Annotated in this window: 17 protein-coding genes and 1 pseudogene; 12 read left to right on the top strand and 6 right to left on the bottom strand. The window is 69.2% G+C overall.

The genetic code is table 11. The features are described from left to right. Window positions 1-18 precede the first annotated feature (18 nt). The 3 genes from O7597_RS10235 (at window position 19) to O7597_RS10225 (ending at window position 2,893) form a co-directional block, all read left to right on the top strand. On the top strand, window positions 19-999 hold the full coding sequence (locus O7597_RS10235; RefSeq protein ID WP_281582559.1) for a TauD/TfdA family dioxygenase: 981 nt from the start codon (window positions 19-21) through the stop codon (window positions 997-999). A gap of 89 nt (window positions 1,000-1,088) precedes the next feature. After that, window positions 1,089-2,096, top strand: coding sequence for an ATP-binding cassette domain-containing protein (locus O7597_RS10230; RefSeq protein WP_269740714.1), 1,008 nt, complete (start codon window positions 1,089-1,091; stop codon window positions 2,094-2,096). Then, window positions 2,093-2,893, top strand: coding sequence for an ABC transporter permease (locus tag O7597_RS10225; RefSeq protein WP_269740715.1), 801 nt, complete (start codon window positions 2,093-2,095; stop codon window positions 2,891-2,893). Before O7597_RS10230 ends, O7597_RS10225 begins: the two co-directional genes overlap by 4 nt. 136 nt (window positions 2,894-3,029) lie before the next feature. Here the strand turns inward: O7597_RS10225 and O7597_RS10220 are convergent, their stop codons facing one another. Then, window positions 3,030-3,242, bottom strand: a complete 213-nt coding sequence (locus O7597_RS10220) for a hypothetical protein (RefSeq protein WP_269740716.1) — start codon at window positions 3,240-3,242, stop codon at window positions 3,030-3,032. Window positions 3,243-3,474: 232 nt separating this feature from the next. On the opposite strand from O7597_RS10220, the gene O7597_RS10215 reads away from it, so the two are divergent. The 3 genes from O7597_RS10215 to O7597_RS10205 are packed head-to-tail and all read left to right on the top strand — an operon-like array spanning window position 3,475 to window position 6,127. Next, on the top strand, window positions 3,475-4,671 hold the full coding sequence (locus tag O7597_RS10215; protein WP_269742710.1) for a histidine kinase: 1,197 nt from the start codon (window positions 3,475-3,477) through the stop codon (window positions 4,669-4,671). Beyond that, complete coding sequence (locus O7597_RS10210) at window positions 4,668-5,414, top strand: response regulator transcription factor (protein ID WP_269740717.1); 747 nt, start codon at window positions 4,668-4,670, stop codon at window positions 5,412-5,414. Before O7597_RS10215 ends, O7597_RS10210 begins: the two co-directional genes overlap by 4 nt. Next, window positions 5,360-6,127, top strand: coding sequence for an alpha/beta fold hydrolase (locus O7597_RS10205; protein WP_269740718.1), 768 nt, complete (start codon window positions 5,360-5,362; stop codon window positions 6,125-6,127). Before O7597_RS10210 ends, O7597_RS10205 begins: the two co-directional genes overlap by 55 nt. Window positions 6,128-6,150: 23 nt before the next feature. Here O7597_RS10205 and O7597_RS10200 read toward each other — a convergent pair whose 3' ends face one another. Next, a complete protein-coding gene (locus O7597_RS10200; protein WP_269740719.1) occupies window positions 6,151-6,378 on the bottom strand; it encodes a hypothetical protein in 228 nt (75 codons plus the stop codon). Window positions 6,379-6,457: 79 nt separating this feature from the next. Here O7597_RS10200 and fabI point away from each other — a divergent pair. Continuing rightward, window positions 6,458-7,231: pseudogene (gene fabI, locus O7597_RS10195) on the top strand (enoyl-ACP reductase FabI); the annotation flags it as partial. A gap of 59 nt (window positions 7,232-7,290) precedes the next feature. After that, window positions 7,291-7,920: a hypothetical protein gene (locus O7597_RS10190; protein ID WP_269740720.1), complete on the top strand. Its 630-nt coding sequence runs from the start codon at window positions 7,291-7,293 to the stop codon at window positions 7,918-7,920. Window positions 7,921-7,941: 21 nt separating this feature from the next. On the opposite strand, the gene fabG is transcribed toward O7597_RS10190, so the two are convergent. From fabG to O7597_RS10170, 4 genes are all read right to left on the bottom strand, one after another. Further along, window positions 7,942-8,679, bottom strand: coding sequence for a 3-oxoacyl-[acyl-carrier-protein] reductase (gene fabG, locus O7597_RS10185; protein ID WP_281582558.1), 738 nt, complete (start codon window positions 8,677-8,679; stop codon window positions 7,942-7,944). A gap of 175 nt (window positions 8,680-8,854) precedes the next feature. Continuing rightward, window positions 8,855-9,250 carry a hypothetical protein gene (locus O7597_RS10180; protein WP_281582557.1) on the bottom strand — a complete coding sequence of 132 codons (396 nt, stop codon included), beginning with the start codon at window positions 9,248-9,250 and terminating at the stop codon, window positions 8,855-8,857. Then, complete coding sequence (locus tag O7597_RS10175) at window positions 9,247-9,507, bottom strand: type B 50S ribosomal protein L31 (protein ID WP_281582556.1); 261 nt, start codon at window positions 9,505-9,507, stop codon at window positions 9,247-9,249. The genes O7597_RS10180 and O7597_RS10175 overlap by 4 nt, the downstream gene beginning before the upstream one ends. Beyond that, window positions 9,504-10,799, bottom strand: a complete 1,296-nt coding sequence (locus O7597_RS10170) for a GTP-binding protein (RefSeq protein ID WP_281582555.1) — start codon at window positions 10,797-10,799, stop codon at window positions 9,504-9,506. Before O7597_RS10170 ends, O7597_RS10175 begins: the two co-directional genes overlap by 4 nt. A gap of 45 nt (window positions 10,800-10,844) precedes the next feature. Here O7597_RS10170 and O7597_RS10165 point away from each other — a divergent pair, with 45 nt between their 5' ends. The 4 genes from O7597_RS10165 to rpsN are packed head-to-tail and all read left to right on the top strand — an operon-like array spanning window position 10,845 to window position 12,132. Then, window positions 10,845-11,366 (top strand): winged helix-turn-helix domain-containing protein, encoded by a 522-nt coding sequence (locus tag O7597_RS10165; protein WP_281582554.1) that lies wholly within the window; start codon window positions 10,845-10,847, stop codon window positions 11,364-11,366. A 57-nt stretch (window positions 11,367-11,423) separates the two neighbouring features. Next, on the top strand, window positions 11,424-11,660 hold the full coding sequence (gene rpmB, locus O7597_RS10160) for a 50S ribosomal protein L28 (RefSeq protein WP_269737955.1): 237 nt from the start codon (window positions 11,424-11,426) through the stop codon (window positions 11,658-11,660). Further along, window positions 11,660-11,827 (top strand): 50S ribosomal protein L33, encoded by a 168-nt coding sequence (rpmG, locus tag O7597_RS10155; protein WP_093410686.1) that lies wholly within the window; start codon window positions 11,660-11,662, stop codon window positions 11,825-11,827. Before rpmB ends, rpmG begins: the two co-directional genes overlap by 1 nt. Continuing rightward, window positions 11,827-12,132: a 30S ribosomal protein S14 gene (gene rpsN, locus O7597_RS10150; RefSeq protein ID WP_281582553.1), complete on the top strand. Its 306-nt coding sequence runs from the start codon at window positions 11,827-11,829 to the stop codon at window positions 12,130-12,132. Before rpmG ends, rpsN begins: the two co-directional genes overlap by 1 nt. Window positions 12,133-12,284 lie beyond the last annotated feature (152 nt).

Raw genomic sequence — 12,284 nt, 5'->3', positions numbered from 1 at the left:
AGCGGGGAGACGGAGAACATGCGTTACGAGAACAACGGCGGCCCCCTGACCGTGGCGATTCTGGAATCCAAGGAGAACCGGGAGTTCGGCAGTCTGTGCCGGAAGGTTCGGGCTCTACACGACGGCGACATCGACTCGCCGGAGTGGGTGGCGTCGGCTCGGACCGCCTGGGAGGACGCGCCGGCCGGGTTGCGCCGGACGCTGCGTGAGTTCCGCCGCGACTCGGGGCCCGGCGGCGCGCTGCTGCTGCGCAACCTCCCGCTGGACGAGAACCTGCCGGCCACCCCGACCGAGGACAACTCGGTGCTGCGCAAGGCAACCGTGTCGGCGACCGCGCTGATGTTGGTCGCGCACGGTCTGGGCGATCCGGCGGCGTTCCGTCCGGAGAAGGCCGGCGCGCTGGTGCAGAACGTCGTCCCGGTACCCGGCCGGGAGGACGTGCAGGGCAACGCTGGCTCAGTGCACCTGACCTTCCACACCGAGAACGCCTTCCACCCCCACCGGCCGGACTTCGTCAAGCTGCTGTGCGTCCGGTCGGACCACGAGAAGATCGCAGAACTCCGCCTGGTCTGCTCCCGGCAGCTACTGCCGAAGCTCAGCGAGGAGGCGCTGGAGGTGCTGCGCTCGCCGCGGTTCGTCACGGCGGCGCCGCCGTCGTTCGGCGGGGCGTCCGGGGCCGCGGAGCCGCACGCGGTGCTCTCCGGTGATCCCGCCGACCCGGATCTGCGGATCGACGAGGCGGCGACCGTGCCGCTCGACGGCGACGCCGAGGCGGCGTTGCGAGAGCTCTCCAAGTGGTTCGAGGACCTGCACATGGCGATCCGGTTGCGTCCCGGCGACCTGGCCATCGTCGACAACCGGGTCACCGTGCACGGCCGGTCGGCGTTCACCCCGCGCTACGACGGCCGTGACCGCTGGCTCCAGCGCACCTTCGTGCTGGCGGATCTCCGGCGCTCCCGGTCGCACCGGGCCGGCGACGGCTACGTCGTCTCGGCCTAGGTGGGTGCCGGACGCGGCGGCCCGCCCTCCGGGGCCGCCGCGTCCGGTCGTCCGTCACCACCGATACACCGCGCGACGAGGGATGACGAATGAACCAAGCGGACATGGACGAGCCGGCCATCGAGGCCCGTGGCCTCGTCAAGGACTTCGGCGGGCACCGCGCACTGGACGGCATCGACGTGGTCCTGCCCCGGGGTGCGGTGCTGGCCCTGCTCGGGCCGAACGGTGCCGGCAAGACCACGACGGTACGGATCCTGACCACGCTGCTGGAAGCCGACGCCGGCTGGGCCCGGGTCGCCGGACACGACCTTGTCTCGGACGTCGCCGGGGTACGCCGCTCGATCGGCGTGTCCGGCCAGTACGCGGCGGTCGACAAGAATCTCACCGGCTTCGAGAACCTCTACCTGGTCGGCCGGCTCTACGGGCTGAGCCGGCGGGCCGCCCGGGACCGGGCGGACGAACTGGTGCACCGGTTCCGGCTCGAATCGGCCCGTGACCGGGTGTCGAAGACCTACTCCGGCGGGATGCGGCGCCGGCTGGATCTGGCTGGCGCCCTGGTCGCCCGGCCGGCGGTGGTGGTGCTCGACGAGCCGACCACCGGGCTGGACCCGCGATCCCGGCTGGACACCTGGGACATGGTCCGCGAATTGGTGGACGACGGCACCTCGGTGCTGTTGACCACCCAGTACCTCGAGGAGGCCGACCAACTGGCGAACGAGATCACGGTGATCGACCGGGGGCGGGTGGTGGAGCACGGCACCGCCGATGAGCTGAAGGCGAAGGTCGGCGGCGAGCGCTTGGACGTGGTGGTCGCCGACCCGGCGGGAGTCGAGCCGCTGGCCGAGATCCTCGCCGAACTCGGCGCGGGGGAGCCGGTCGTCGAAGCCCGGATGCGCCGCGTTCACGTACTCGTCGTCGGCGGGACGAAGGTCGTGGTCGAGGTCCTCGATCGGCTCGAGGCCCGCGCCGTCAAGGTCGTCGAGGTGTCGTTGCACCGGCCGCGGCTGGACGACGTCTTCCTCATGCTCACCGAGCATGATGTCGCAGACACGCCGAATCCGGCCGGCCCCCACCGGAAGCGATGGTTCCGCCGATGACCGTGCTGACCAAAGGCCTGACCGACGCGTCCATGGTGGCCTGGCGCAACCTGCTCAACGTACGGCGTACCCAGGATTGGATCTTCGCCGCGGTCCTTCAGCCGATCATGTTCGTGGCCCTGTTCGGCTTCCTCTTCGGCGGGCTCCTCGGCGGGCCGGCCTACCGAGAGTTCCTGCTGGCCGGAATCCTCGCGCAGACGTTGGCCTTCAACTCCGCCTTCACCGTCGTGGGTCTGGCCTCCGACCTGAACAGCGGCATGATCGACCGGTTCCGTTCACTGCCCATCTCGCCGAGTGCGGTGCTGATCGGACGGACCAGTTCGGATCTGGCGGTCAGCGTGGTGGCGCTGGTGGTGATGACGCTCTGTGGCGCGGCGATCGGCTGGCGCGTCCGCGGCAGCCTGCTGGACGTCCTGTTCGCCTATCTGCTGCTGCTGCTCTTCGCGCTGGCGATGTCCTGGATCGGCGCGCTGGTCGGGCTGCTCTCACCCAACCCGGAAGTGGCGCAGAGTGCCGGGCTGATCTGGTTGAGCCCGCTCACCTTCGTGTCCAGTGCCTTCGTTCCGGAGCGCTCGATGCCGCCATTGTTGCGAATCCTCGCGGAATGGAACCCGGTTACGGCTGTCATCAATGCCTCGCGTGATCTCTTCGGGAATGCGAATCCGGTCGGCGTGGAGCGGATGACGGGTTGGCCGGCCGAGAATGCGGCGCTCTACTCGGTGCTGTGCTCGGGGGTCATCATCGCGGTCTTCGTGCCGCTGAGCCTCCGGGCCTTCCGCCGTGCGGCCGCGCGGTGAGGCGGCGGGGCAGTGAGTACGGGGAGGTGCCGGCGATCCCGGCGTCACGGCACGTGAGCCGAACGCAAGAAGCAGGCGTCACGGAGACGCCTGCTTCCTGCGCCTGCTCCCAGACGGGGGGGCTGGGGCGGGGCGTTCAGTGCCGTTGTTGACCGGCGCTCTTCATACTGCGGTACGCCACGGTGATGACCAGGAACAGGAATCCGCCGAGCGTAAGGGTGAGCAGACCGTTCAGCAGGACTGGCAGGTCTGGGACCAGAAGTGACTTCACAAAGGAGCCTCCGGCGATGACGGCAACGTAGAGCCACCACGGCGCCCATTTGTTGTCGTCCCGCTTCTCCGAGTTCATGGAATGACTCCTCTCGGTATAGGCGTGCGGATTTTCAAGGTCCGGCAAGTGTTCCGCAGATTTCCGGGCAGGCCATCCGCAGGCGGAATGAGATCGTCTCATCAATTAGTAGGATGTGAGTTCCGTTAATGCGTGCTAACGTCGCTTTCGTGTATTCGGGGACTTACTGTGGCCGTGCCGGCCGGCGCTCCGTGGCCGTCCGGTCCCCGGTGACGAGCGGGGTCCCGGCGTGATGCGCCTGGGCACCCTGCGGGCGGAAGACCGTGACCTGCTGATCGTCGTGGGTTCGATCGCGACGGGCGCGCTGCTCTACATCGCCGACCTCTACCCGCTCTACGTGAGCGGCTCCACCGACCCCGCTCCGATGTGGATGCGGGTCGGTCTGTTCATCGCCATCTGCGCCACCGAGCTGCTGCGGCGCAAGGCTCCGGTGGTCGCGCTCGTCCTGGGCGCGGTGATCGTGACTGCCGACACCATCCACGGCCCGAGCATCCCGGTGCTGCTGGTCTTCGCCGATCTGCTCTACGCCGCCACGCTCTACGGCCCGGCCCGGCTGCACCGCGACATGGCGCCGATCGCGGCGGGCGGCCTGCTCGTCGTGGTCGTGGCCTCGTTCCTGATGCAGCAGGACTGGCGGCAGCCGCTGATGGGCTCGGTCACCGCCCTGCCGTTCATCGTCATACCGATCTGGTGGGCGACGAACGTGCGGCAGCATCGCAACATCGCCGAGGTGGAGCGTGCCAACGCACGCCAGCTCGCGAAGATCGCGCGGCTCGACCGTTCGGCGGCCATCGCGGCCGAACGCGCCCGGATGGCCCGCGACCTCCACGACATCATCGCCGGGCACCTCTCCTCGATCGCGATCCAGTCCGAGGCCGTGCTCTCCATGAACGGAGAGGATCCGGTGATCGTGCGCCGGGTGCTGGCGTCGGTGCGGCAGAACAGCGTCCAAGCGCTCGAAGAGATGGGCTCCATGATCCGTCTACTTCGGGCGGACGGGACGGGTGCCGACGAGACCGAGGCACCGACCGGGCTCTCCGACCTGCCGCGGATGGTGGAGTCGGTGCGGGCCAGCGGCATGCAGCTCGAGGTTGACTGTCAACTGGACGATGACGCACCGTTACCTGCGGCCGTCGACCTGACCGCGTACCGCGTCACCCAGGAGGCGCTGATCAACGTGTTGAAACACGCTCCGCAGGCAAAGGCCCGGGTCGACATCCGGCACGAGACCGACAAGCTGATCGTGGAAGTGACCAACGATCTCCCCGGGCGCCTGCCCGCCGCGGCCCCGGTTCCCGAGATCGGGCACAACGGGCTGCTGAACATGCGGGAACGGGCCACCGTCGTGGGTGGCACCTTCTCGGCCGGTCCCCGAGGGGGGTCCTGGCTGGTGCGCGCCGTCCTGCCGGCCACCGGGAGCGAGTCGTGACGATCAAGGTGGTGGTCGCCGACGACCACGGCTCGGTGCGGGCCGGCATCGCGCTGATCCTCGGCAACGCGCCGGGCATCGAGGTGGTGGGCGAGGCGGCCGACGGGGCGGAAGCGATCGCGCAGGCCCGGTCCTGCCGACCCGACGTGATGCTGATGGACATCCGGATGCCGGGGATGAACGGCATCACAGCCACCCGGACCGTGATCGCGGAAAGCCTGTGCGAGGTCCTCATCCTCACCACCTTCGATCTGGACGAGTACGTCTACGGCGCGCTGCGGGCCGGCGCGGCCGGGTTCCTGCTGAAGTCGGTCGAGGCCGGCCCCCTGATCGACGCGGTCCGGGTGGTGGCGGCCGGCGACGGCGTGCTGGCCCCGGAGATCACCCGCAAACTGATCTCCACCTTCGCGTCGAGTGGCGGGCCGCTGCCGCCGGCCAAGCCCGCCGTCAACCTCGACGAGCTCACCAACCGTGAGCGGGAGGTGCTGATCTGCCTGGGGCGGGGGCTGTCCAACGCGCAGATCGGCGCCCAGCTCTTCATCGGCGAGACCACGGTCAAGTCGCACGTGTCCAAAGTGCTCACCAAGCTGAATCTGCGGTCCCGGGTCCAGGCCGCGATCCTGGTTCAGGAAATGGACCTCACGGACCTGAACGACCAGCAGTCGTCACCGCACCAGGAGGTGGATTCGTGTCCCGATGGATACGCACCCGGACTCGCCAGGAACCGGCCGACCTCGATCTGATCTGCTTTCCGCACGCCGGCGGCTCGGCCAGCTTCTTCCGGCTCTGGCCTGACCTCCTGCCGACGCGCATCCGGCTGCACACCGTGCAGTACCCCGGCCGGGAGGAGCGGCTCACCGAGCCGTGCGTCACCAGCATGGCGGAGATGGCCGACGCCGTCGCCGCGGCGGTCCTACCGGTGGTCACCGGGCCGGTGATGCTGTTCGGGCACAGTATGGGCGCCGCCCTCGGCTACGAGACGACCGTCCGTCTCGAGCGGGCCGGCGTGGTGGGGGAGGGGCTCGTCGTCTCCGGGCAGCCGGCGCCGCACCGCCGGAAACCCAAGTCCCTGCACCTGGCAGCCGACGAAGAACTGCTCGCCGACATCGACCGGATCGGCGCCGCGGGCAGCAGCCTGCTGCGTGCCGACGCGGATCTGCGTGACCTGCTGCTGCCGATGATCCGTGCGGACTACCGGGTCATCGAGACCTACCAGTCGCCGGCCGGCCAGCGGCTGCGGACGCCGATCACGGTCTTCCGTAGTGACGGCGATGAGGACGTCACCGCCGAGGAAGCGGCGGCCTGGGCCGACCGGACGCTGCACTACCGGGGCGAGCGAGTGTTTCCGGGCGGCCATTTCTATCTGCAGGAGCGGTGCGCGGAGGTGGTCGGCGCGCTCGTCGACGAGGCGATGGCCGGTGAGCGCTGGGACGGGATCGGCCAGCCGGTTCCCTGACCTCTCCCGTCCCACGCCATCGATCAGCGGGAATTGCCGTTGCTTCTCTTCCGGGCCTTCCGGATAAGGCTGCTCATGAACAGCAGAGCCAGTCCTGCCACGCCCAGAGCAATGCTGGCGAACGGCTGCAGCTCAGGCACTTTGTTGACGATGAAGAAGCTTTCCTCGGTGTTCTGCCCGAATAGTCTCTGGGCCAGCGATCCGAAACCTTGCAGGAGGAGGAAGACGGCTACCACATCGAGCAGAATCATGATTCGGTTCCTCTCTGGACGGTTGTCCGGAGAGTACCTCAGGGCAATTGGCGAAGGCATCATTCCAAAGGCGGGGGTAATGGGAATTCTCGACGGGAAGAACATTCTGGTGACCGGCGTCATAGCGCCGAACTCCATCGCCTATCAGGTGGCCCGGACGGCTCAGGAACAGGGCGCGACAGTCGTTCTGTCGGCCTTCGGGCGGGTCGGTCTGGTGGAGCGTCTGGCCCGGCGGCTGCCGGCCCCGGCGCCGGTGGTCGAGCTCGACGTCACCAACGAGGAACACCTCGACACGCTGGCCGCCCGGCTCGGTGAACACGTCGGGGCCGTACACGGTGTCCTGCACTCCGTGGCACACGCGCCGGCCGGCGCACTGGGCGGCTCGTTCCTGCGGACCAGGTGGGCGGACGTGGCCGCGGCGGTGCACGTGTCGGCGTACTCGCTGCAGGCGGTGACCCGGGCGGTGCTGCCGCTGATGGGGCCGGGCGGCTCCATCGTCGGCCTGGACTTCGACGCGAGCCGGGCCTGGAGCCAGTACGACTGGATGGGCGTCGCGAAGGCCGGCCTCGAGTCGTGCTCCCGGTACCTGGCCTCCTACCTGGGCGGCCAGGGCATCCGGGTGAACCTGGTGGCGGCCGGGCCGCTGCGCACCATGGCGGCCGTGGGCATCGGCGCGGACGGAGTCGACGGCTTCACCCGGCAGGCGCAGGGCTGGCACGAGCAGGCGCCGCTGGGCTGGGACCCGACCGACTTCGAACCGGTGGCCAGGAGCTGCGTGACCCTGCTGTCCGACTGGCTGCCGGCTACCACGGGGGAGATCATCCACGTCGACGGCGGGGTGCACGCGATCGGTGACGTGCCCGGTGGGCGCGCCGCGGCGGATACCCAGCGCCCGGAGGAGGTCTGGGTCCGATGATCGTCGCCATCATCGTCGCGTGTGAGATCGGCTTCTGGGCCATCCTCGCCGCCGGCCTCTTCGCCCGGTACGTGCTGCGCCTCAAGCGGCTTGGTGGGTTCCTGCTGTTCTGCGTACCGGTCACCGACCTGATCCTGATCACGGCGTCGGTCATCGACCTGCGCAATGGCTCTCCGATCGACGCCACGCACGGGCTGGCCGCGCTCTACCTGGGGTTCAGCGTCGCGTTCGGGCCGGATCTGGTCCGCCGGGCGGACGGCTGGTTCGTCCATCGGTTCGCCGGTGGCCCACGGCCCGTCAAGCCGCCGAAGTACGGCGCGGCCCGGGTACGGTACGAATGGCGCGCGTGGCTCCGTTGCTTCCTGGCCTGGATCATCACCTGCGCGGTGACCGCGCTGCTCGCGGTGGTGTCCGGCCATGGTTTGGACGACCTGGTGACGGGTCTGCGGGCGCTGACCTCCGGGGGTCAGCCACCGAACCTGGCGATCTACGGCTACACGGTCCAGGCCACTGTCGTCACCCTGGTCTGGTTCATCGGCTGGCCGCTGCGGATGACCTTCTCCCCGCCGCGGCCGCCGTCGACGTCCGACGCGCCGGAACTCGTACCCGATCGGCGCCGACGGTGACGTCGGCGCCGGCCGGGGCGGTCAGCCGATCAATCCGCCGTTCACCTGGATCACCTGCCCGGTGATGTAGGAAGCCCGGTCGGAGGCGAGGAAAGCCACCAGCTCGGCGACGTCCTCGGGTCGGCCGAAGCGACCGAGCGGCACCGCGGCCAGCGCGTCCCGACGGATCCTGTCGTCGAGGCCGGCAGTCATGTCGGTCTCCACGAAGCCCGGCGCCACCGCGTTGACCCGGATCTTATGGCGTCCGAGCTCCTTGGCGAGGGCCAGGCTCATCCCGTTGATCCCGGCCTTGGCGGCGCTGTAGTTCGCCTGGGCGGCCGCCCCGTACACGCCGGCGGTCGACGAGATGTTGACGATCGAGCCGGCCTTGCGGCGGATGAGGTCGCGCACCACGGCGCGGCACACGTTGTACGCGCCGTTCAGGTTCGTGTCCAGCACCGCGTCCCACTGCTCGTCGGCCATCAGGGCGAGGTACGTGTCCCGGATGATCCCGGCCGAGTTCACGATCACGGTGGGCGGCCCCAGCGTGGTGCGTACGTTCGCCACGAAGTCACCCACCGCCGCCCGGTCGGTCACGTCGGACGGCCGGTGCAGGACGCGTACGCCCCGTTCCCGCACCTCGGCGGCCGTCTTCTCGGCGGCGGCGCCGGCCGACTGGTAACAGAAGCCCACGTCGTAGCCGTCCTCGGCGAGCCGCACGGCGATCGCCCGGCCGATCCCGCGCGCCCCGCCGGTGATCAGAGCGATGCGGCTCTCCACTCTTTCCTCCCCGATTCGGTGTTCATGAGTGAGGAACGGTAACTGCCCCGGACCAACGAGGGAAGAGGGGATGGTGTCGAAGAATCTCGCGAACCTGCCCCAGCCCGCATCGATCGGTGACGAACAAGTCGTGTCGGCCATCCAATAATTCCGAATTGGGCGTCACCCAAAGTGATCACAGTTGCGGCAGGTCATCAGAAATGCTGGCGAAGTTTCCGTCCTGGGGGCAGACATGGCAATGTTCGAGGTGGAGGCGGAAAGGCCCGTAAGGGCCCTCGTGGCCTTGGAGAACGAGGTGCTGCGGGCCGGCATCGCAGCGCACGCTGCGGGCGGAGAGCCGGAACATGTGGTCGCGGGCAGCGTCAACGACGGCCGGATGTGCGTCCACCGCGACAACCCGGCCGCAGGTCATCATTCGGGCCATTCCGCCGCAGCCGATGTCGACCGCGAGCCGGTCACCGGGGGCGACCAGCTCGCGGGCGGTCATCAGGTACCAGGCCCGGTCCCGCCGTGCGGCGTCAGCCAGTTGTGGCGCCAGCTTGGCCCAGTCGACCTGGCGGTCGGTGCTCATCTGCCCTGTGGTCCGCGGCGGGCGTACTTGTTGCGGAACTTCTCGACACGGCCTTCGGTGTCGAGCAGGCGCTGCTTGCCGGTCCAGAAGGGGTGACTGGCGGCGGAGATCTCCACGTCGATGACGGGGTAGGTGTTGCCGTCGTTCCATTCGACGGTCTGGTCGCTGGTGGCGGTGGAGCGGGTCAGGAAGGCGTAGTCGGCGCTCTTGTCGCGGTAGACGACGGGACGGTATTCGGGGTGGATGCCGGGCTTCATGCGGGTCGTGCTCCTTCGGTATCGGCGTCGGTCAGCTCATCCGCCCCGAGGGGGAAGCAGCCGGCGAACGGGTCGGGGTAGGTGCGCCAGGTTTCTTCGCCGTCGGCGAGTTCGGCGTCGGTGAGCAGGCAGTTGGAGAGGGTGCGGTGCAGGTCGACGGGGTCGGTGTCGAGGCCGATGAAGACCAGGTGCTGGTGGCGGTCGCCGTAGTAGGGGTCCCAGTCGAGGGCGGCGGCGAGGCGGCGCTGGTCCTCGACGTATTCCCAGCGGTCTTCGGGCAGGCTCACCAGCCAGTGTCCGAGGGATCCCATCGCCAGGCCGCCGCCGGCGAACTCCCAGGCCACCACGGTGTCGGGCTGACTGGCCAGCCAGAGGTGACCCCGAGAGCGGATCATCTCGGCGTTCACGTCTTCCAGGACGTCGTGCAGGCGCTGGGGGTGGAACGGGCGGCGGGCGCGGAAGACGGCGGAGACGACTCCGCAGTCGGGCTCGGGCTCGTGTGCGCCGAGGGTGTAGCCCTGCAGACCGCGGGCGAGCATGCCGGGAGTTTCCGGCCGGTGTCGGTGGGTGTGGCGCAGTTGGCGGGTCAGCGCGCTGGCGTCGACGAGGTCGCCGTCGACGCGCAGGTGGGTCGCCCAGGGCGCCATCCGGTGCAGGAGGACGGCCATCCGGCCGGTGTCGAACTCCCCGTCGCAGGACTGTCCCCAGAGGACGAGGGTGTCCGCGTACTCGATCTGCCGGACGATGACATCGGCGAGCGCGCGGTGGTCGTCGTCGGCGGCCTGGATGCCGAGCGCGATGAGGTCGTCGGTACTGGCCAAGCTGTCGAGCAGGTGCTCGGCGTCGAGGACGGTGACGTAGGAGTCGACCCGGATCAGGTCGGTGATCGGTGCGCCGTCGACGAGGCAGTGGGCGCAGGCGGCGGCGACGGCTTCCGGTTCGACCACCTCGGGCAGCATCAGCACCAGGTCCTGGCCGGGGTGCGTGCGGGTGAGCCGGACGAGGGTGGGCAGCACGTCTTCGCGCAGGGTGCAGGAGGCGCAGCCGTGTCGCAGCGTGACCTGCTCGTCTTCGACGAGGCCGGCGCCGGTGCGGACCACCCGCCGGACGACGCCGTCGCGGATGCCGGTGAGGTCGTGCCGCACCAGCAGCAGCGAGGTGTCGGCGGCGAGCAGCGCCCGGGCGACGGCGAAGGTCGCCGCTGGCCAGAACCCGGACAGCACGGTCAGTGACGGGCGGGTGTCGGAGTCCGCTGTCCTGGCACGGGTCGGGGCCTGTGGTGACGACGACATGAGCTTCCTCTCGACACAATTGAAAACGATTGTCATTATAAGCGCATGCGGGTCGTCGAAGTGAACAGGGGTGTGCCGGTGGGTGCGGCAGGGGCGGAGCGGGGCGGTGACGTCCTTACCGTCACGGTCCACTTCACGCTCGACCCGGGCGGCAGTGCTGAGGGCGTCGATCGGCTCGCTGCTCTGCTGGCTTTCCTGGGTGGCGATTCGGGACCGGTGTCGCCGCCGGTGCGAGGGTCGGGCCTTCATCTGCGCATCGATCCGCGAGCGCGGGCGGTCTACCGCGACCGCACCGCGATCGTGTTGACCCGTCGGGAGTACGACCTGCTGCTCTGTCTGGCTCAACATCCACGTCAGGTATTCACCCGACAGCAACTGCTCGACCAGGCGTGGGGGCAGCCGTACACGGGGCCGCGAAGCGTGGACGTCCACATCCGGCGGCTGCGCGCCAAGATCGGCACCGACGTGCCGGTGGTGACGACGCTGCGCGGTGTCGGCTACCGCCTGGGCACTGACTGTGCCGTCGAAGTCGTCGAGGACCCGGCGCGGATGTGGCCGAACGACTGATGTAAGACTGAAAACCGTTCTCGTTACCATCATCGTGTTGTGTGAGGAGTCATCACTGTGTCCAGACGTTGCGACGTCACCGGTGCGAAGCCGAGTTTCGGCAACGCCGTGTCCCACTCCCACCGGCGCACCCGCCGCCGGTGGAATCCGAACCTGCAGAACCACCGTTACTGGCTGCCGTCGGAACGGCGGTGGGTCAGCCTCACCCTGACGGCGAAGGCGTTGAAGGCCGTGGACCGCAAGGGCATCGAGAAGGTCGTCGCCGAGCTGCGTAGCCGGGGAGTGAAGCTCTGATGGCCCGCCAGACCGACGTCCGGCCGATCGTGCGGCTGCGCAGCACCGCCGGCACCGGCTACACGTACGTGACCCGCAAGAACCGCCGCAACGACCCCGACCGGCTGACCCTGCGCAAGTACGACCCGATCGTGCGCCGGCACGTCGAGTTCCGCGAGGCACGCTGATGGCCAAGAAGAGCCTGGTCAACCGGCAGGCCCGCCGGGAGGAACTGGTCGCCCGGCACGCCGAGGCGCGGACCGGGCTGAAGCGGCTGATCGCCCACCCGGACACCGACCCGGAGGTACGCGCCGACGCCGTCCGCCGACTCGGCCGGCTGCCGCGTGACTCCAGCCCGGTGCGACTGCGCGTACGCGACCAGATCGATGGCCGCCCACGTGGGGTGTTGAGCCGGTTCGGACTGTCCCGGGTCCGGTTCCGCGAGTTGGCCCTGCGCGGCGAGCTGCCCGGGGTTCGCAAAGCGTCCTGGTGATCTCACGGGCGCCCGCATCGCCCGAAGCAACCGCAGCACCGGCCAACCCGTCCCCCGATCACTGATCGCCTACGACCATTGAGCAGGGGTCAGGACTTACTAGGCGAAGTCTGGGGTCACTGAACCTGTGGACATGATCTGCTTCACGGCGG

This window comes from Verrucosispora sp. WMMC514 (assembly GCF_027497295.1).
Classification (GTDB): domain Bacteria; phylum Actinomycetota; class Actinomycetes; order Mycobacteriales; family Micromonosporaceae; genus Micromonospora; species Micromonospora palythoicola.
The sequence above is the reverse complement of the archived record's forward strand: the minus strand, read 5'-3'. Positions and strand labels throughout refer to the sequence as shown.

Coding starts and splice junctions, on each gene's coding strand:
- O7597_RS10235 (WP_281582559.1), top strand. CDS start 19: ATGCGTTACGAGAACAACGGCGGCCCCCTGACCGTGGCGATTCTGGAA.
- O7597_RS10230 (WP_269740714.1), top strand. CDS start 1,089: ATGAACCAAGCGGACATGGACGAGCCGGCCATCGAGGCCCGTGGCCTC.
- O7597_RS10225 (WP_269740715.1), top strand. CDS start 2,093: ATGACCGTGCTGACCAAAGGCCTGACCGACGCGTCCATGGTGGCCTGG.
- O7597_RS10220 (WP_269740716.1), bottom strand. CDS start 3,242: ATGAACTCGGAGAAGCGGGACGACAACAAATGGGCGCCGTGGTGGCTC.
- O7597_RS10215 (WP_269742710.1), top strand. CDS start 3,475: ATGCGCCTGGGCACCCTGCGGGCGGAAGACCGTGACCTGCTGATCGTC.
- O7597_RS10200 (WP_269740719.1), bottom strand. CDS start 6,378: ATGATTCTGCTCGATGTGGTAGCCGTCTTCCTCCTCCTGCAAGGTTTC.
- O7597_RS10190 (WP_269740720.1), top strand. CDS start 7,291: ATGATCGTCGCCATCATCGTCGCGTGTGAGATCGGCTTCTGGGCCATC.
- O7597_RS10180 (WP_281582557.1), bottom strand. CDS start 9,250: ATGAGCACCGACCGCCAGGTCGACTGGGCCAAGCTGGCGCCACAACTG.
- O7597_RS10175 (WP_281582556.1), bottom strand. CDS start 9,507: ATGAAGCCCGGCATCCACCCCGAATACCGTCCCGTCGTCTACCGCGAC.
- O7597_RS10170 (WP_281582555.1), bottom strand. CDS start 10,799: ATGTCGTCGTCACCACAGGCCCCGACCCGTGCCAGGACAGCGGACTCC.
- O7597_RS10165 (WP_281582554.1), top strand. CDS start 10,845: ATGCGGGTCGTCGAAGTGAACAGGGGTGTGCCGGTGGGTGCGGCAGGG.
- rpmG (WP_093410686.1), top strand. CDS start 11,660: ATGGCCCGCCAGACCGACGTCCGGCCGATCGTGCGGCTGCGCAGCACC.
- rpsN (WP_281582553.1), top strand. CDS start 11,827: ATGGCCAAGAAGAGCCTGGTCAACCGGCAGGCCCGCCGGGAGGAACTG.